This is a genomic window from Niabella sp. ZPM-14 (assembly GCF_055693045.2).
The window spans coordinates 2,463,199-2,482,928 of the sequence record NZ_CM181148.1; the positions used below are offsets into that span (position 1 = coordinate 2,463,199).

The window sequence follows — 19,730 nt, forward strand, 5'->3', positions numbered from 1 at the left end:
TGGTATATGGAAATTAATGTCCAGAGCACTCTTTGGAGAGGCCAGCGATGACGAATTGCAGCAATTACAACAACTATTGCAGGAAGATCCTTCCCTCCAACAGCAATTCGATATCGTAAACGAGCTTTTCAGCAAACAGAACGAAGCATCCGATCCCGTTAATCTCCACTACACATTAGAGGCGCAGCAACTGTTACAAAAAGCGGCTAACATAGAAGCAGCGGACCACAGCCTTCCAGTTAAACGTCGGCCACGGCTGGTCTACTGGTTAGCAGCGGCTTGCATTATTGGTTTCATTGCGGTGTTCACTTTCCTGGTCGACAATCCAGTTGGAGAAAAAACCGCCACCAGCAAGTTGGCCGCAGTGGCCCGTAACGGAGAGCGCAAGTCCCTGGTATTAGCAGACGGAACCAAAGTCTGGCTCAACGCCGGTTCGAAACTGTTTTACCTCAACGACTTTTCTAAAGGAACCCGGGAAGTGAGATTACAGGGAGAAGCTTTTTTTGACGTGGTAAAGGATAAAGCAAGGCCGTTTATTGTTCACTCCGGGGATATCCGGATCAAGGTGCTGGGCACGAGCTTCAATGTCAAGGCCTACGACGAAGATCAACATGTGACCACTTCCTTATATAGAGGACTGGTGAGCGTTACCAGGGTTTCGGACGATGAGCAGTCTCAGCCCATCCTGTTGTATCCTTATCAAAAGCTGATCATCCCCCACCAGGCAGTCGATGGCAAGAGCGGTGAGGCCGCAACAGATTACGCCGCCGATGCTGCCAAAATGGAATTCCTGGATAGTACAACGCAAGAACTGCAAAGGATAGAAACGTCCTGGATGTACAACCGTCTGGAATTTCGCGGAGATGACTTTACTACCCTTGCTTCTAAAATGCAACACTGGTATGACGTTACAATACATTTCCAGGACGAGAAAGTAAAGCAACTCCGCTTCAACGGGTCTTTCGAGAAAGAAACGATCGCACAAGCGTTGAACGCGCTGCAACTGGCAAACCCCTTCACTTATAAAATTGACAATCAAGATGTATTTATTTCATCAACCCCGTAAAACATGATTAAAAATGACAAAAGAATGTACCTGAGAATGCTTGCTTCCATTCGAAAAGAATGATTGCCCTGGTGGTAAAAATTAGTAAAAACAAACGAAAGCTTGAATCCCTTTTCCAATAAGGGCGCCAATCGTTAACAGAAAATATTTGATGAAACCCAACAGGGTGCATCTTCTCTCACAGATGATGTGTGTTGTTGAGTTAACCGGTCCGGACCGGAACGCCTGAAAGATTCGTTCAGACAGGTCTGCCAGAAAATTCATGCTGGCGGGCTCGTCGATCGATCGGGTCGGGCGATCATCTCACTTTTAAAACATAAAATATATACGGATGAAATGCTTGCTTAGAGATGTGATGCATCTGCCTAAAACAAGAGTGATACCGGTCATAAAACTGACCATGGTATTCTTATTGCTGCTTTCTTTTAACCTGAATGCCAGAAGCTTTGGCCAGGATCGGATTACATTGAACGTAAAAAAGACCCCGATCGCAGATATTCTGCGTGTGATAGAAAGCAAATCCAATTACCGGTTTTTATACAAAGAAAACCTGAGCGGATTAAAAGAAAAAGCTTCTATCAATTCGCAAAACGCAACGCTGGAGGAGATCCTTCCGGTGTTGCTGGCCGGTACCAGCATGAGCTGGCAAAAAATGGAGAATAATTTATTTGTTCTCAAAGAAGGGTCGCGTGTGAAAAAAGACATTACCGTAACCGGAACAGTGACCGACAGTTCGGGAGCGCCGCTTTCAGGCGTATCAGTTCAGGTACAGAATTCAAGCATTGGAACAGTAACGGATAATAACGGCTCCTTTTCTTTGACGGTGCCCGATAACACAACCGTACTAGTGTTTTCAAGAGTGGGGTATGAGAGCGTAGAACACAACTTGTCGGGAAGTACTGATATTACCATCGTGCTGAAAGCGTCGCAGGACGTGTTGGAACAAGTAGTAGTGGTGGGTTATGGTACGCAGCGAAAAAGAGACCTGACGGGCTCCATCGCCTCAGTAAGTGGGGAAGAGATCGCGCGGATGCCCAATACGAATCCGATTAGTTCGCTGCAGGGTAAAGTAGCCGGATTGACCATATCTAACTCTGGTACACCAGGCGCGGCTCCTACGGTCAGAATACGCGGGGTGAACAGTACTAACAGCGCCAGCCCGCTGTATGTGGTAGACGGCATCCTGCAGGATAATATTGATTATTTGAACCCTGCAGATATTGAAACGATCGACGTATTAAGAGACGCATCGTCCATAGCTATTTATGGTTTGAGAGGTGCTAACGGTGTCATCGCTATTACTACCAAAACTGCAGCGCGCGGTAAAACGGTCATCAATTTTCAAAGCTCCGTCGGCATCAACAAGGTTATCAATAAGATCGATGTTACCGATGCGGAAGGATTTAAAAAACTGTATAGCGCACAGGTGGCTAACTCCGGAGTTAGGCCTTTTGATTATACCAATTACACAGCAAATACTGACTGGCAGGATCTGATCCTAAGAACCGCCGTGCTCACGAACCAAAGCCTGAGCTTGTCTAACAGCAGCGAAAAATCATCGACCTACTTCAACCTGGGCTATAACAAACAGGAAGGTGTCGTGAAATATGGCGAATACGAACGCGTGGTAGCCCGGCTGAAACAGGAGTTAAGATTCAGCAAGAAGTTCAAGGTAGGTGCAGAGATCTCCGGTACTTATTGGAATACACAGCCAACCGGAGTGTCGTTTAATAATGCTTTATGGTCAGCGCCGATCGTACCCGTTCAGGCTGGAGATGATCTTTATTATAGCATGCCTTCATTCCAACGCGCACAGGTGGGTAATCCTATCGCGACCCTTAACCGCCAAAGAAATACAGAGATCAACCGTGGTTACCGTTTTGTAGGAAGCATGTTTGCAGAATGGAAAATTACCAATGATCTCACCTGGAAATCTACTGTGTATGCAGATTTAGGCTTCAACAATAACCGCAATTATACACCACTCCCCTATCGGTTTATCAACCTTGGAGAGTTTGGTGGAAGTACCGATACCGTATTTGATAATCGCCAGTTCACAAGCGTATCTCAAAGACAGGAGGAGTTCAGGAGATTCCAGCAGGACCACACACTTACCTGGGATAAAAATTTCGGAGGTGGTCATCGGTTAACTGCAATGGGAGGATTCACTACCGTGTATAACGATAATTCTAATGTGTCCGGTATGCGGAGAGATACAACTTTAAATATCCCTAACGATCCTAACTTCTGGTATTTGGGTATTGTCAACCAGGATAACAACCCGATTACCAACGCCGGTGGCGGGGCCCAGGAATCCATAGTGGGTGGCTTCGGAAGACTAACCTACGCTTTCAAAAATAAGTACCTGTTAAATGCTACCGTTCGCCGGGACGGAAGCTCCAAGTTTGCTCCGGCCAACCGATGGGGAACCTTTGGTAGCGTGGGTGCCGGCTGGGTCGTAAGTGACGAAGACTTCCTGAGAGAGATCAGGGACATCAACTTCCTGAAATTGAGAGCGGCCTGGGGTAAAGTAGGTAACTCTAACGGCGTAAGAAACCGAATCTTTGAACCCGGATTGAGTAATGCTTCAACAGCGGTATTTGGAGAAAACGTTTATACAGCTGTAAGAGCTGCTTATATCCCCGATCCTAATCTAAAATGGGAAGTCGTTCGTAGTATTGACCTCGGTCTGGATCTGAGAATGTTCGACAACCGTTGGAATGTAGAATTAAACGTATACGACCGCACTACTTCCGGGATTTTGACCAGCCTCGAAATACCCAATGATGGCCGTGGTTATTTCACCAACCTGGGTAAGATCACCAATAAGGGTATCGAAGTAAGCACGGGATGGAACGACGCGCTGGATAACGGCATCAGCTACGGATTTGGTGCAAACTTCAGCTACAATAAAAATATGGTGAATTCCATTGGTGATAACATCAACTTCCAGATCATTGGCAACGGAGGCGTTAACCTGACTGAAAGCGGAAAATCGATTGGGTATTTCTACGGATACCGGCAAACAGGCATCTATCAAACGCCTACGCAGATCGATAACCTTCCTTATTTCAACAATGCTTTGCCAGGAGACATCATTTTCGCAGATGTTAATGGCAACGACACCGTGAACACGGCTGACAGGACTTACCTCGGTACGCCTTTCCCTCCTTACAGTTTTGGTGCTTCTTTTAATATTGGTTACAAAGGATTCGACCTGATCGTGGAAGGACAGGGAGTTGCTGGCAACAAAATTTACACACAGCGTCGTAACGCCCGTTTTGCGGATCTGAACTACGAATCGAATCGCCTCAACGCCTGGACCGGCCCTGGTACTTCTAATATCGAGCCTATTCTGGACAAAAACCGGGAGAATAACTACCTGTTCAGTAGTTACTTCCTGGAGAACGGCGACTACTTCAGGCTAAGAACGGTTCAGTTAGGCTACTCTTTCAATACAAGTATTTTGGGTAACGGGCCAGTAAAGCAGGCAAGAGTTTATGTCAGCGGTCAGAACATCAAAACCTGGACTGGTGTAACCGGTTATTCTCCGGAAGCCCCTATTGGCAGTATCCTGGGTGGCGGTGCAGACAACGGCATATATCCGGTACCCGCTACTTATACCTTCGGCGTTAACCTTACTTTCTAATATCAAATATTGTAAAGAATGAAATTTCAAATGAAAAATATAAAGACACAGGCCTGCATCGCCATGGTACTCTTAATGAGTTTGGCAGGATGCAGCAAATTCCTGGATACGCCCAGCCAGGGCTCATATACAGCAGATAACTATCCGTATCCCGGAGGTTCGGGTCCTTACGACCAGTTTATCTTTGGTGCTTACGATGATCTGAGGAATTATTGGATTGCAGCCGATGGCCTTGTAACTACCACGAGCATCCGAAGCGATGACGCCGACAAAGGAGATGCACTGACGAGCGGTCCGATAGATATGGACGACTTTACCATGAATGCCGCCAGTGGACGATTTAATCTGATCTGGACTTCCTATTATGGTTTGATCAACAAATGTAATAGCGTATTGCTAACGATCGATTCGTTGAATACCATTACCGCATCAGAAGAGATCAAGCAACAATCAAGGGCGGAAGCACGTATATTACGTGGATACGCCTACTTCATGCTGGTTCGTTTATACGGAAAAGTGCCCATTATTGATACAATCTATGCAGATCCTACCGCGCAACAAGTCATTCCTCAAAGTCCGGTGGAGCAGGTATACAACTTCATCGAAGATGACCTGACATTTGCAGCACAGTATCTGCCTGCGACCTGGGATAAAAGCAAATTTGCAGGCAGGTTAACAAGCGGTGCAGCCAGAGGTCTGTTGGCAAAAGTATATCTCACCCAGAAAAAATGGGCACAGGCAGCAGCCGCAGCACAAGCAGTGATGAGCTCAGGGCATTATGACCTGAATACATCGTACAGCGATATTTTCAGCGAGCAGGGAGAAAATAGTTCGGAGTCTATCATAGAATTTCAGGCACACGCGACTCCTACTAATACGCAAGGCCTAGGCATACAATATGCCAGCATCCAGGGTTTACGCGGAACAAATAACTGGAACCTGGGCTGGGGTTGGAATGTACCCAGTGCACAGCTGGAAGCGGCGTATGAGGCGGGTGACCCAAGGAAGGCAAGAACCATTTTATATGCCAGCACCGATACCACAGACGGATTGACCATATACGGAGAGGTTACGCCAAAATACCCCTCAGTATTACCATATCCAAGGTATAACCATAAAGTTTTAGGCAATCCTTCCATGCGCAACTCGATTAGCCGCGGAAGCTGGTGGATGAATATCCGCATATTGCGCTACGCTGACGTGGTGCTGATGTATGCTGAAGCGCAGAATGAGATGGGAAATGCTCCCGAGGCTTTATCTGCATTGAACTCCGTAAGGGCACGTGCCAGAAAAAATGCCGCCGCCGGAGTCTTACCCGACAGGACAACCACCGATCAGGCAGAGTTACGTGAGTTTATCCGGCATGAAAGACGAATAGAGTTGGCCATGGAGCATGAGCGTTTCTTTGATTTGGTACGCTGGGGTATCGCCGCCCAGGTGTTACGGGCTGCCGGAAAGACCAACTTTGTCGCCGGAAAGCACGAACTGTTGCCTATTCCACAAACCCAGATTGACCTCAGTAAAGGCGTCTTGATTCAAAATCCAGGCTATTAAATCCAGTACAAAAACAATATTATGACACACTTAAATAAAAAACTATTTAGCTTATTCGTCGGGCTCATCACGGCCATGGTGCTTTTTGCCGCCTGCACAAAAGATGGGAATCCGAATCATTTACGCACCGATGTGCCCGAATCTGAATATGTAGGTGCGACCGGATCAGATGTGATAAAAATTCTCGCTATCGGCAACAGCTTTTCAGAGAACGCGATAGAGAGCAACTTGTATGAACTGGCCAAAGAGAGTGGCAAAACAGTGATTATAGGCAATATGTACATCGGCGGAGCTTCTTTAGAACAACATGTTCAGAATGCGCAAAGCAACGCTTCCATATATCAGTATAGAAAAATAAACACAGAAGGTGTTAAAAAAACTTATTCCAAGGTTTCAATTGAGACGGCGCTCGCGGATGAGAAATGGGATTATATCAGCTTTCAACAGGCCAGCCCACTTTCAGGGCTGCTGGACCCGACTCGTAAAGATCTGACAACCCTATTCAATTATGTAAAATCGAACGTCAACAACTCCAAAGTTAAATACATCTACCACCAGACCTGGGCTTATGCGGACAGTACTAAACATACGGGTTTTGCCAACTACAATAAAGACCAGATGACGATGTATAACGGCATTGTTAATGTTTCGGAAAATGTAAAGAGCATTGTACCAATTGATATCATCGTGCCGGCCGGCACAGCGATCCAGGATGCCAGGACCAGTTTGCTGAACGAGTTGGGCGAAACCTTTACAGTCGCTGATGGGTATCATTTAAATGAGCTTGGAAAATACACAGCAGCATGTACTTGGTTCCGAACACTTTTCGACAAGTCTCCGGTGGGTATGCAATACAGGCCAGCTGGTTTCTCTAACTTTGAAATTGCTGTTGCGCAAAATGCGGCCAATTTAGCGGTCTTAAAGCCTTTTGAAACAACTTTCATGGCCGACTTCCAGTCAGTAGGTCCCCTTAATTATCCGGTATTAATTGATTTTGGAAGTCCCAGCGCATCTCCCTCCTGGAACTGGGTTTCTTCTGTTACAGAAGGCACCAGAGTTACGCTCAATGACAGCTTAACCAACTTTGTTGGTTTAGCTCTTAAAATAACCGAGCGCTTCAATTCCATAAATAATGCGGGAGCAACAGGAACAAAGACCTTCTTAAATATGCCGGATAATGTGTCAAAGTACAATTTCTTTGGCAATGCGAGAGCATGGGGTACAAGCATTATCACACCCAAGAGCAGCTTTGTTATATCAGGTTTAGATAAAAACCTGACATATAACTTCTGCTTTTTTGGGTCAAGGTCGGCGGGAAATAACCGAGAAACCCAATACACAGTAATTGGTGAATCTCAGGGTTCAGCAAGTCTTAACGCAGCCTCAAATGCGACTGAAATTGCATGCATAAATAATGTGAGGCCAAATGGGCAGGGTCGGGTAACCGTCTCGGTAACTGCCGGACCAAACAACGCCACAGGCGAGGGCTTCTTTTATTTAAACGCCGCTAGAATCACCTCCAACAATAACAACTAAAAAAACAAAACTGACCTGGCTCTCAAAAGTCAGGTCAGTTTCTTTATAGGAAGCCCCATTGAAGTATCCTACTTTTGAATCATGTTAAAAAACTTATTTTTAGGGATCGCGCTTTTTGCTTCGATTATTTGCTTTGCTCAGAAAACGGTCGCCGGGAAAAGCCACTCCATTCCCTATTCCCTCAAAATAGATAAACACATTGCTGACTCTGCGCTGGTCGACCTCGTTCAGAAGCAGACGATCCGCTATTTCTGGGATTTCGCTCACCCGGTGAGCGGCCTGGCCAGGGAACGCAGCAATGAATCATTTCATTACGGACAGGAAGTAGTAACCACCGGCGGTACAGGCTTTGGAATCATGGCTATCATTGCCGGCGTCGATCGCGGCTGGATACAAAGAGATACTGCCGCGCGATTCCTGCTGAAAATGGTAAATTTTTTGTATAAAGCCGACGCCTATCACGGCGTGTTTCCGCATTGGCTGAATGGAACAACAGGCAAGACCATCCCTTTCAGCCGCAAAGACGATGGCGCCGACCTGGTGGAAAATGCATTTCTTTTTCAAGGCCTTCTGTGTGCAAGACAATACTTCAACGGGTCCAACGGCGTCGAAAGTCAATTGCGTGGCCGCATCAACGGACTCTGGAACGATATAGAATGGGATTGGTTTACACGCGACGGACAGGAAGTTTTGTATTGGCATTGGAGCCCCAACAATGGCTGGGCCATGAATTTCCCGCTGCGCGGATTTAATGAATGCCTCATCACATATGTATTAGCCGCCTCCTCAGAGCGCTACCCTGTAAGCAGCCGTGTCTATCACCGTGGATGGGCACAAAGTAATTTCTTCAAAAACGGAAAAACATTCTACAATTACGAATTGCCTTTAGGCTTCGATTACGGCGGGCCGTTGTTTTTCTCTCATTATTCTTTTCTCGGGCTTAGCCCGAAAGGCTTAAAAGATCAATATGCGGATTACTGGAAGCAGAATCAACATCACACTTTGATCAACTACTCCTATTGCGTCAATAATCCTAAAGCTTTCAAGGGCTATGGTGAGAATTGCTGGGGACTTACAGCCAGCGACACCTATAATGGCTATGACGCCCATTCGCCCACCAACGATCATGGCACCATCACCCCCACGGCAGCTTTATCCGCCTTTCCGTATACCCCCGCTCAATCCATGAAAGCTTTGAGGCATTTTTACGTGGATCTGGGTGATAAGATCTGGAGAGAGTATGGTTTCGTCGATGCCTTCAACGAAACAAAAGGCTGGTATGCCCAGTCACATCTGGCCATAGATCAGGGCCCGATTGTTGTGATGATAGAAAATTACAGGACCGGTCTCTTGTGGAACCTTTTCATGAGCTGTCCTGAAATTCAGAATGGATTAGCTAAGCTCGGATTTACAAGTTCGTATTACAAGTAGGATCATTTTGAAACAGAGCGAAAAGGAATCACTGTCAGACGATGCGCTGCTCGAATTAGTACAACGCCAGACATTCCGTTATTTCTGGGACTATGCCGAACCGGTGTCAGGGATGGCGCGCGAGCGGAACCGAGCAGACTTCAGCAACGTTGTGACCACCGGCGGCTCGGGATTTGGCGTAATGGCGATCATTGTGGCAACAGAGCGGAAATGGATCAAAAGAGCAGACGCAGTAACACGGTTGCTGCAGATACTGCATTTTCTGCGGAGAGCGGAAAAACATCAGGGCGCATTTCCGCATTGGATAGATGCCCGCACCGGTAAAAGCATTTCGTTCAGTAAAAAAGATGATGGCGCAGATATCGTGGAGACGGCCTTTCTTTTCCAGGGCCTGTTGACTGCCAGGCAATACTTTACCAAGCGAAATCATGAAGAAGAAGAAATAAGGACTGCCATTACTTCGCTTTGGCAGGAAGTACACTGGGACTGGTTTACACGCGGGAGAAAGGCGCTGTACTGGCACTGGAGCCCCAATCATCAATGGGCGATGAACCTGAAAATAGAGGGTTATAACGAAGCGCTTATTGCCTACGTCCTGGCGGCCGCTTCACCCGGCCATGATATTACCAAGGAGATCTATGATAATGGCTGGGCACGCAATGGTGACCTTAAAAATGGTAAAACATTTTTTGACATCACTTTGCCAGCCGGGCCGGATTACGGCGGGCCGTTGTTCTTTGCACATTTTGGCTTTGCGGGTCTGGATCCAAGAGGATTAAAAGATGATTACCTGGACTATGGCCAGCAAAATAAGGCGCATACCCTGATCAACTATAAGTACTGTGTGGAGAACCCTAAAGGCTTTGCAGGCTACGGCGAGCATGCCTGGGGTTTGTCGGCCTGCGATTATAAAAAGAGATATCACGAGCAGTCGCCGCTGAAAGACAATGGTACGATCTGTTGTGCTGCTTCGCTGGCCAGCATGCCCTATACACCGAAGGAGTCCATGCGGGCTTTGCGCTTCTTTTATGAGCAACTCGGAGATAAGCTTTTTGGCGAATATGGTTTTTATGACAGTTTCAATGCCACAAGGAAATGGTACGCCAACTCCTACCTGGCCATCAATCAGGGCATTACTCTTTTGATGATCGAGAACTACCGGACGGGTTTGCTTTGGAATTTATTCATGAGTGATAAAGATGTCCGCAAAGGGTTGCAACAATTGGGGTTTAAAAGCCCCTGGTTAAAATAGTTTTTATGATACCATCCTCAACAACACATCTCAACGGGATTGAACGCCCACATGAATGGTCGCAGAATGATTTGAAACGACGGACGTTTGGCCGGGCGACGCTCCGTTCAACAGCAGTGCTACTATTAAGCCTTATATGTTCATTCCATATATTACATGCACAAAGCCATTCCGGATCAGTTGCGGCTCAAAGGGACCTCAACGAATATATTCCCGCCTCCGGACGAGACGGTGCCTCCACCTACTGCAACCCGATCAATATCGATTATGGGTATACTCCCATCCCCAATTTCAGTACCTGGGGCCGCCACCGCGCCACCGCCGACCCGGTGATCGTCAATTATAAAGGCGACTATTATTTGTTCAGCACCAATCAATGGGGATATTGGTGGAGCAACGATATGTTGAATTGGAAATTCATTTCAAAGAAGTTCCTCCGCCCATGGAATGCAGGGATATATGATGAGCTGTGTGCTCCGGGCGTGGGCATTATCGGCGACACTATGATTGTCTTCGGTTCCACCTACAGCCGCAACTTCACGATCTGGATGAGCACGAATCCCAAGGAAAATCAATGGCAACCGCTGGTAGACTCATTCGATATCGGAGGCTGGGACCCTTCGTTCTTCACAGATGATGACGGAAGATTGTACATGTACAATGGCAGCAGCAACAAATTTCCCATGTATGGCGTCGAGCTGGATAGAAAAACCATGCAACCACAGGGTACCCGGAAAGAGATGTACCTGTTAGAGCCGTGGCGCTTTGGCTGGCAACGATTCGGAGAACACATGGATAACACATTTTTAGATCCCTTTATCGAAGGCAGTCATATGACCAAATATAACGGGAAGTACTACTTACAATATGGCGCTCCCGGCACGGAGTTCAGTGGGTATGCTGACGGACTGCTGATCGGCACCGGTCCGTTAGGGCCTTTTGAAGCACAGCCAGATCCATTGAGCATCAAGCTCGGGGGCTTCGTAAGGGGGGCCGGGCATGGCGCCACTTTCCAGGACAACTATAACAGGTACTGGCACGTGTCCACCACCGTCATTTCGGTAAAAAACACTTTCGAGAGAAGATTAGGCATCTGGCCTACCGGCTTTGATGAGGATGGTGCGATGTGGTGCAACACCACGCTGGGAGATTATCCCCATTACCTACCCGGCGATAAAAAAGCTGCGGGTTATGGTAAAAATGGCCTTTCGCCCTATTTCACAGGTTGGATGTTGCTCAATTACAACAAGCCGGTGCAGGTTTCCTCCACACTGGGTGGCCACCTTCCCAACAACGCTGTCGACGAATTGATCAAAACCTATTGGAGCGCTAAGAGCGGCAATAAGGGAGAGTGGATTCAAACAGATCTTGGCGAACTATCCACGGTGAACGCCGTACAGATTAATTATGCCGACCAGGATGTTGCCGCAGATCGCCTGGGTAAGTTTACCGATCAATATCATCAATATAAATTATCCTATTCACTGGATGGAAAAAGCTGGAAGATATTGATGGACAAAAGCAACAACAAAACAGATATTCCCCATGAGTATGTTGAGTTGCCAGCACCGGTGAAAGCGCGGTTCATCAGGTTGGAAAACATACACATGCCTACGGGGAAATTCGCCATCAGTGGCTTCCGGGTATTTGGTAAAGGCGCCGGCGCTCCGCCGGAAAAAGTTAAAGACTTCGTCGTGTTAAGAACACAGAAAGACAAAAGAAGCGCCTTTATTAAATGGCGGCCGGTAGACAATGCTTTTGCTTATAATATTTTTTACGGTACTCATCCGGACAAATTGTATACAAGCATCATGGTCCACAGCAACAACGAGTATTGGATGAAAGCGATGGATTTGCAAAAGACCTATTATTACAGCATACAGGCTGTAAATGAAAATGGAGTAAGCGAAAGAACCGACGTGATCAAAGTGGATTAATCACTGTTTGCCGAATGGTGTTATGAAGTGCTGTTCGAGGCGTCCTCGCAAAGAAGGTAATCGGGTGCTGTTCGAGGCGTCCTCGCCTCGAATGACTATGGTGTCGCCTCCGGGCGACCTCAAACAAATCCGCTTAAGACATTAAATATTGAAAGATGAGTTACGAATTTGCTGACGGTTTTAAAATAAGAGATCAAAAAGGGCTTTACTTTTTGACCTTCACAGTAGAAGGCTGGATAGACCTCTTTTCCCGAAAGCTGTATAAAGATATTGTTATTGAGAATATGAAGTATTGCCAGAAAAATAAAGGGCTATCGATGGGTGCGTTTGTCATTATGACTAATCATGTTCACGTTATCTGGCAGTCCGGCGATGGCAGGTTAAGCGATCTGCTTCGTGATTTCAAATCATATACCACCAAGAAATGTATGGATGCAATAAAGAGTGAACCGGAAAGCCGGCGTGATTGGCTGATGTATATGTTTGGATATTATGCACGCGGCAGTAATCAAAACAAGGAATATAAAATATGGACAAATAATAATCATCCGGAAGAAATTACCAGCGAATCATTTTTGAGAAGTAAGCTGCAGTATATTCATGACAATCCAGTTCGGGCTGGCATCGTGGAAAAAGCAGAGCATTACATTTACAGTAGTGCCTCTAATTATATAAAAGGAAAAGGAATACTGGACATAGATTATTTATATTGATGGTCGCCAAAGGCAACAGCATATAAATACGAGGCGAGGACGCCTCGTATAGTGAATAAAAAAAGCGGTGATCAAAGTGAATTAGCCTTGCTGTTCAAAGCGTCCTCGCTTCGAACCATGATATGGTTGCCTCGATACCGCCTTAACAACAAACTTTTAAAAAAATCATATGAGTAGATTGAAACTTACCTTGTTAGTATTTTGTGTAGCGCTGGCCGCGGCTATGCAGGCCCAGCAACCGTTTCCGTTTTACAATGAAGTGCAGCGATTCAAACAGGCAGACAGCACAGCCTTCCCTGAATCCGGTCAGATCTTGTTTATAGGCAGCTCTTCGTTCACCAAATGGACAGACGTCAATGATTATTTTCCGGGGTACCATATTTTAAATCGCGGCTTTGGAGGCTCTTCCCTGCCTGATCTCATCCGCTACCGGTATGACATCATCTATCCCTACGCGCCGAGGCAGATCGTTATGTATTGCGGAGAAAATGATTTTGCCGCTTCAGACGCACCTTCTGTTGAAACCGTGATGAATCGCTTTAAGGTCATTTACCAATACATCAGGGATAAGTATCCAACCGTTCCCTTCGCTTACGTGTCTATGAAACCCAGCCCCAGTCGTAAACATTTGTTATCAAAGTATACAGCGGCGAACTCGGCCATCAAAGCCTTCTTGAAAAAAGACAAACGGGCTGTGTTCATCGATGTGTATTCGGCGATGTTAAGCAAAGACGGCAGTATCATGAGCGATATCTTTGTAGCCGATAATCTGCACATGAACGCTAAAGGTTATACCATTTGGAAAAAAGTGATGCAGCCTTACCTGAAAAAATAACCGTGTCTCACTTGCAATAAAACGGAAGTTCATCGCTCCGAATCCACTTTAGAAATTTAAAAACCGATTGTATGATAAAATATATATGCTTTTCAGTTTCATTGTTGTTCTTAGTCACCACCGTATCGTGGGCACAGCGCACAGATCCGGCTATGAACAGCTTCATCACTTCATTGATGAACAAAATGACATTGGACGAAAAAATAGGACAATTAAATTTGCCCAGCGCCGGCGAATTCACCACCGGCACAGCTACTAATTCTGGTATTGGTGGGAACGTTAAAAAAGGCCTGGTAGGCGGCCTGTTCAATATCAAAGGCGTTGACAAGATCAAAGCTATACAAAAGGTAGCGGTCGAAGAAAGCCGTATGAAAATCCCGATGCTCTTTGGGATGGATGTGATACATGGCTACGAGACGACCTTCCCTATCCCACTGGGTTTGTCTTGTACCTGGGATATGAAAGCGGTCGAGCAATCCGCGCGCATAGCGGCCACGGAGGCCAGTGCAGATGGCATCGGCTGGACCTTTAGCCCCATGGTAGACATCAGCCGCGACCCGCGCTGGGGAAGGGTTTCAGAAGGTAACGGCGAAGATCCTTATCTGGGTTCTCAAATAGCCAGGGCCATGATCAAAGGATATCAGGGCGATCTGAAGGCTGACAATACCATACTGGCCTGTGTAAAACATTACGCGCTGTATGGCGCCGGTGAAGCCGGGCGCGATTACAATACAGTAGACATGAGCCGTATCCGCATGTACAATGAATATTTTCCGCCTTACAAAGCCGCTGTAGACGCAGGTGTCGGAAGTGTAATGGCATCCTTCAATGAAATTGACGGCATTCCCGCAACCGGCAATAAATGGTTGCTTACCGACGTGTTGCGCAAGCAGTGGGGCTTTAACGGCTTTGTTGTTACCGACTATACCGGTATCAACGAAATGATCGATCACGGTATGGGTGACCTCCAGACGGTATCAGCGCTCGCTTTAAAGGCGGGTGTAGATATGGATATGGTGGGAGAAGGGTTTCTCAAAACGCTGAAAAAATCACTGAAAGAAAATAAGATAACCGTTGCTGAAATCAACACGGCCTGCCGCCGGATGCTGGAAGCAAAATATAAATTGGGGCTGTTCAAGGACCCTTATAAATATTGTGACGAGCAGCGGGCGAAAACGGAAATCTTTACCGATGCCAACAGGAAAGTGGCCCGGCAAATAGCCGCACAAAGTTTTGTGTTACTCAAAAACGAAGGACGTGTTTTACCACTCAAAGAATCCGGTAAGATCGCGCTTATAGGGCCGCTGGCCGATGCGGCCAACAACATGGCCGGAACCTGGAGCGTAGCCACCAAGCAGGATCAATCTATTTCCGTACTGGCGGGCTTAAAAGAATTTTTAGGCAACAAAGCTGAAGTCATGTATGCCAAAGGCAGCAATCTTACGGCCGACGCGGCGATGGAAGAGCGGGCCACTATGTTTGGCAAAACATTGAACCGTGATGCACGCAGCGAAGAACAATTGGCGGAAGAAGCGCTGTCGGTTGCAGCCAAGGCGGACGTTATCGTAGCCGCCATGGGAGAGTCTGCCGAATTCAGCGGGGAGAGCAGCAGCCGTTCGGATATTAACATTCCGGAGATGCAGCAAAAATTGTTGAAACAATTATTGGCCACAGGCAAACCGGTTGTGCTAGTGTTATTCACAGGACGCCCATTAACACTGACCTGGGAGCATGAAAATGTGCCTGCCATTTTAAATGTTTGGTTTGGTGGAAGCGAAGCAGGTAGCGCCATTGCTGATGTGCTGTTTGGAAAAGTGAATCCCTCCGGCAAGCTGACGATGAGCTTTCCGCAAAAGGTGGGGCAGATTCCCATCTATTACGCCCACAAAAACACCGGTCGTCCTTTGGCTGAAGGAAAATGGTTTCAAAAATTCAGAAGTAATTACATTGATGTAAGTAACGATCCGTTATATCCGTTTGGCTTCGGATTGAGTTACACTGATTTTTCATACAGCGATATAAAGCTGAGCAACAACTCATTGAAAGGAAATCAAACCTTGAAAGCTAGCGTTACCATCACCAATTCCGGGAAGTACGATGGAGCCGAAGTGGTACAACTCTATATAAGAGACCTGGTGGGCAGCGTTACCCGTCCTGTAAAGGAGCTGAAAGGGTTTCAGAAAATCATGTTGAAAGCAGGCCAAAACCGGACGGTCAGCTTTGATATTACGCCGGAAGACCTGAAATTTTACAATAGCGATTTGAAGTTCGATTGGGAGTCCGGAGAATTTGAAATCATGATCGGAACCAACTCGAAGGATGTAAAACGTGCGAAAATGCGCTGGATGAAATAAGTTCCTAATAGTGGGTAGAAAGCAGTAGGATAATTTGTCGGCCCTACTCTCGCTTTCTACCCGCTATTTAACTATTTCTGTATCAACGAATACAAGCTATTGAAACCGATGACTGCGCCCACTGATCCCGATATCCGGCCATTGCCGCTCTGCTTCATTCAGTCCTGACCTTTCAACGCATCAGTCAACTCTGGCCCACGCATTCGACACGCTTGTCATCGAACACAGACCTTACTTCTACTCGGATGAATGATGGAAATACTTCTACTTCATTTGTACTTTTTTATTATTTTTTGGTTGGGAGTAACCTTCGATGTAATTTTTCAGTGCGCCCATGTGTAATTTGAAACTGACAATTACACGTTGGTCTGTTACTGACGTTTGCTTATGGGACTGGAACGCTTATATACTGAGGAAGACTCCTTCGAGTCATGGAAGCATCTTGTCGCTGCCGGAGATGAGCAGGCTTTTAGAGTCCTGTTCAATACCTATTCCGCGCGATTAGCAGCATTTGCATTTTCTATCACGAAGAACCGCGAAGCGTCGATTGAAATACTCGACGAGGTCTTTGTGAAGATTTGGCAACACAGAGAAAGGCTGCCCCATGTTTCCAACATCACGACATACTTGTACACGGCCATAAAAAATACGGCACTCAACTTTCTTTCGAAAAAGGCACGGGAACAGCGGACCGAGGCATTTGATTTTATCAATATAGAATTAAGGGATGACGCTCGTCCGGATCAGCAACTGATCTCTTCAGAGATATTGTCTAAAATAAAACGTGCGGTGGAAAATCTCCCGCCCAAATGTAAGGTCATCTTCAAATTAGTGCGCGAAGATGGCTTGAAGTACAGGGAAGTCGCCGAAATACTGAATATCTCTGAAAAGACCGTGGATGCACAACTCGTCATCGCTGTTAAGCGTATCGGCGATGCCGTTGGCAAACATTTTGACTACTTTCCTGCACGCTTTCAAAAAAAATAAATTTTTTTTTAGGGTGTTATTTGCTGCACGCTGTCTATTAAGATAAGCAATGCCATATGCAGGAAGAACTTGCCATATTATTATCCCGGAAACTTTCAGGAGAAGCTACTCCGCAGGAACTGGCTCAGCTTGAAGATTGGATCAGGCATCATCCTGAGGATCATTGCCTGATTGAAAATATACAAAACTACTGGAATAATCATTCGGAGCAGCCGTTTTTACACAATATTGATGGCGCTCATTTTGAACGTATTCTTGATAGGGTCGCGACACCAGCTATGTGAGGAATCTTTTTACTCAACGAAGAAAGAAGTTGATGGCAGTCTTGTCTTTTGTAATTAAAAGATTTTACATCGTTAAAAAAGAGAATAGCTTACTTCTTTATTCTCAAGGTCGCGCCTAGTTGCTTTTCGAAAAGCTTTAGCGCGAGCTACTTTACTGCACTTACAGTGGGCGAATTATTAAAAAGAGCGCTCATATTGCACATGTCTTATCGTTAGAACTTAATGATAGTTTTTATTTATATGAACAAGCAGCAGGAACCGGAGGTTATTTAGAGACATGACATTTGATCCCAATGTTTATCGAAGTAAAACACTTGATATGAAAAAAAAACCGCCAACTTAATAAGCTAAAAACATAATCGATCAAAGTTCTTAGATCAACGCCTTTTTCACATTTAAAAAATAGCTATGAAAAAAATATTTACAATAATACTGACGTTTGTCTTCTTTGCGATAAACTTCGGTTGTCAAAGAGAGCTTAAGCACGCCAAACATACAACAACCATGAATAATGAGATCATCCCTTTAAAAACACTTGTATATGACTATCCGGTAAAACCAGGAATGAAGGAATGGAAACAATTAAAGAATAATGAGGAAAAGGTTAATGCATGTCAAATTCCGGAAAGTATTCTCGACCGATTAACTACAAAAGACCTGTTAGACGTATGTTTAGCTTATCCATTGCTTACCGATATATATGCATTTAATAACGTAGAAGACGGTATAGATAAGCTTTTTGCAGACTTCAATGGTATAAGGGAGTTATCTAATCGCCCGGGAGCATTAAAAGACTTTACTACCGAGTATCTTAAAAACATTTCGAGAATAAATTCTCTTAACGATGGCTATACAGAGTATTCAAAAGGAAAATTTATTGTAACCCTATCAACAATAGAATTGCTTTCTACAAGAAAAGAAGTTCTGAACACAAGCAATGATCAATTGCATCAGTCCTTAATGAATGCTTTACTCAAAGGCTATGAGTCAAAAATGCTACATCCAGAAGAATTTAAAGGCATCGGGTTTCGAACAAATCTGTCATCCAGAACTTCAATGCTTTTTTTTAAAAAGAAAATATCTGAAACTGATAGAAATAAGCTCTTAAATCTTAGTGAAGAAGCAGTTAACAGGATCGATCTGGAATCAAAGAAAATGATAAACGGTATTCATTAAAACTACAAATCTATGATCATATGAAAAAGTATTTAATAACACTGGCAACGGTATTGTTTTTTTCGGCTTTATGCTTCGCTGATAATAGAGCGGACGTAAAGACCCCTAAGGGTAGCAATGTTGTTGCCTACATAACTAGCGAATCTTCAAGTTCTACAAGGGCATACTACGATTCGTATTTCAGTAACGCTTATCCCAATGCCCAACCAATGAAAACTTATGACAATTATAGCAGTAGCCGTAGATTTAACTGTCATGGTTATGCTTGGTACATGAGTACATTATCGGCCCCCTTAAGTTCTCCACGATGGATTGGCTATGCTCCTGGAAACATAGATGAGCACATATACTGGACTGATGGTAGCTATACACAAGTGAGCTCTGCTACTTATCCGGGAATGGTTTCCTGGGCATCGGGGGATCATTCTGCTATTACAACGAATCAACAAGGATGGTATATATCGAAGTGGAATGAATATCCGTTGATGAAACATCGCTGGGATGATACCCCGTATGGTACATCCAATTTAAAGTATTATGTACGAGCAGCACCTGTTGTTTACTCGAATTATGGCTATTATAATACCACATCGTATACTTATGGCGTGACGTTTACAAATATAGCCACAGGCAATACTTATAATTTAAATATAGGAGCCAATATTAATTTCTCAGATAAGGGCACTCCCATGCCAGCTGGCTCCTATAATGCATCTGTCTATTCGTATGGCGGCTTGATATTTAATTGTCAAGTTGGTAATCAGAAACAAGAAGCTGTCAATGGGGATTTATACTTCCAAAATATCAGTTTCCCAGGTGAATTTATGTTTGTAAGAATTACTGAATCCAGTAACAATTATTAGGGCGTACTATATCGTGTTTAGTCATTCGGTTAAACGTCTCTATTTTGAATTAAATAAGAGAATAAACTGACGCGAACAAGCCTCCGATCCCGC

14 protein-coding genes are annotated in these 19,730 nt (G+C 45.3%); all 14 read left to right on the plus strand.

Annotated elements, in window-relative coordinates:
* Positions 1-16 precede the first annotated feature (16 nt).
* Positions 17-1,066 (plus strand): FecR family protein, encoded by a 1,050-nt coding sequence (locus ACU37H_RS10385; protein WP_472701586.1) that lies wholly within the window; start codon positions 17-19, stop codon positions 1,064-1,066.
* A gap of 331 nt (positions 1,067-1,397) precedes the next feature.
* Positions 1,398-4,715, plus strand: coding sequence for a TonB-dependent receptor (locus ACU37H_RS10390; RefSeq protein WP_472701585.1), 3,318 nt, complete (start codon positions 1,398-1,400; stop codon positions 4,713-4,715).
* A 30-nt stretch (positions 4,716-4,745) separates the two neighbouring features.
* A complete protein-coding gene (locus ACU37H_RS10395) occupies positions 4,746-6,269 on the plus strand; it encodes a RagB/SusD family nutrient uptake outer membrane protein (RefSeq protein ID WP_494407537.1) in 1,524 nt (507 codons plus the stop codon).
* 21 nt (positions 6,270-6,290) lie between these two features.
* Positions 6,291-7,805: a DUF4886 domain-containing protein gene (locus ACU37H_RS10400; protein WP_472701583.1), complete on the plus strand. Its 1,515-nt coding sequence runs from the start codon at positions 6,291-6,293 to the stop codon at positions 7,803-7,805.
* 81 nt (positions 7,806-7,886) lie between these two features.
* Complete coding sequence (locus ACU37H_RS10405; RefSeq protein WP_472701582.1) at positions 7,887-9,236, plus strand: glucoamylase family protein; 1,350 nt, start codon at positions 7,887-7,889, stop codon at positions 9,234-9,236.
* A gap of 7 nt (positions 9,237-9,243) precedes the next feature.
* Complete coding sequence (locus ACU37H_RS10410; RefSeq protein WP_472701581.1) at positions 9,244-10,488, plus strand: glucoamylase family protein; 1,245 nt, start codon at positions 9,244-9,246, stop codon at positions 10,486-10,488.
* Between the two features lie 5 nt (positions 10,489-10,493).
* Entirely contained in the window at positions 10,494-12,425 is a 1,932-nt protein-coding gene (locus ACU37H_RS10415) for a family 43 glycosylhydrolase (RefSeq protein WP_472701579.1), read from the plus strand.
* Between the two features lie 155 nt (positions 12,426-12,580).
* Entirely contained in the window at positions 12,581-13,138 is a 558-nt protein-coding gene (locus ACU37H_RS10420; RefSeq protein ID WP_472701578.1) for an REP-associated tyrosine transposase, read from the plus strand.
* Positions 13,139-13,307: 169 nt separating this feature from the next.
* Positions 13,308-13,973, plus strand: a complete 666-nt coding sequence (locus tag ACU37H_RS10425) for a GDSL-type esterase/lipase family protein (protein WP_472701577.1) — start codon at positions 13,308-13,310, stop codon at positions 13,971-13,973.
* Positions 13,974-14,044: 71 nt separating this feature from the next.
* Positions 14,045-16,327 (plus strand): beta-glucosidase BglX, encoded by a 2,283-nt coding sequence (gene bglX, locus ACU37H_RS10430; RefSeq protein ID WP_472701576.1) that lies wholly within the window; start codon positions 14,045-14,047, stop codon positions 16,325-16,327.
* Between the two features lie 387 nt (positions 16,328-16,714).
* Positions 16,715-17,314 carry an RNA polymerase sigma-70 factor gene (locus ACU37H_RS10435; RefSeq protein ID WP_472701575.1) on the plus strand — a complete coding sequence of 200 codons (600 nt, stop codon included), beginning with the start codon at positions 16,715-16,717 and terminating at the stop codon, positions 17,312-17,314.
* A gap of 56 nt (positions 17,315-17,370) precedes the next feature.
* Positions 17,371-17,598, plus strand: coding sequence for a hypothetical protein (locus ACU37H_RS10440; RefSeq protein ID WP_472701574.1), 228 nt, complete (start codon positions 17,371-17,373; stop codon positions 17,596-17,598).
* Between the two features lie 408 nt (positions 17,599-18,006).
* Complete coding sequence (locus ACU37H_RS10445) at positions 18,007-18,774, plus strand: hypothetical protein (protein WP_472701573.1); 768 nt, start codon at positions 18,007-18,009, stop codon at positions 18,772-18,774.
* Between the two features lie 20 nt (positions 18,775-18,794).
* A complete protein-coding gene (locus ACU37H_RS10450) occupies positions 18,795-19,637 on the plus strand; it encodes a hypothetical protein (RefSeq protein WP_472701572.1) in 843 nt (280 codons plus the stop codon).
* Positions 19,638-19,730: the final 93 nt, after the last annotated feature.

Bases quoted from the DNA above. Each gene is read 5' to 3' on its own strand.
- ACU37H_RS10385 (WP_472701586.1), top strand. From the start codon at position 17: ATGTCCAGAGCACTCTTTGGAGAGGCCAGCGATGACGAATTGCAGCAA.
- ACU37H_RS10390 (WP_472701585.1), top strand. From the start codon at position 1,398: ATGAAATGCTTGCTTAGAGATGTGATGCATCTGCCTAAAACAAGAGTG.
- ACU37H_RS10395 (WP_494407537.1), top strand. From the start codon at position 4,746: ATGAAAAATATAAAGACACAGGCCTGCATCGCCATGGTACTCTTAATG.
- ACU37H_RS10400 (WP_472701583.1), top strand. From the start codon at position 6,291: ATGACACACTTAAATAAAAAACTATTTAGCTTATTCGTCGGGCTCATC.
- ACU37H_RS10405 (WP_472701582.1), top strand. From the start codon at position 7,887: ATGTTAAAAAACTTATTTTTAGGGATCGCGCTTTTTGCTTCGATTATT.
- ACU37H_RS10415 (WP_472701579.1), top strand. From the start codon at position 10,494: ATGATACCATCCTCAACAACACATCTCAACGGGATTGAACGCCCACAT.
- ACU37H_RS10420 (WP_472701578.1), top strand. From the start codon at position 12,581: ATGAGTTACGAATTTGCTGACGGTTTTAAAATAAGAGATCAAAAAGGG.
- ACU37H_RS10425 (WP_472701577.1), top strand. From the start codon at position 13,308: ATGAGTAGATTGAAACTTACCTTGTTAGTATTTTGTGTAGCGCTGGCC.
- bglX (WP_472701576.1), top strand. From the start codon at position 14,045: ATGATAAAATATATATGCTTTTCAGTTTCATTGTTGTTCTTAGTCACC.
- ACU37H_RS10435 (WP_472701575.1), top strand. From the start codon at position 16,715: ATGGGACTGGAACGCTTATATACTGAGGAAGACTCCTTCGAGTCATGG.
- ACU37H_RS10440 (WP_472701574.1), top strand. From the start codon at position 17,371: ATGCAGGAAGAACTTGCCATATTATTATCCCGGAAACTTTCAGGAGAA.
- ACU37H_RS10445 (WP_472701573.1), top strand. From the start codon at position 18,007: ATGAAAAAAATATTTACAATAATACTGACGTTTGTCTTCTTTGCGATA.
- ACU37H_RS10450 (WP_472701572.1), top strand. From the start codon at position 18,795: ATGAAAAAGTATTTAATAACACTGGCAACGGTATTGTTTTTTTCGGCT.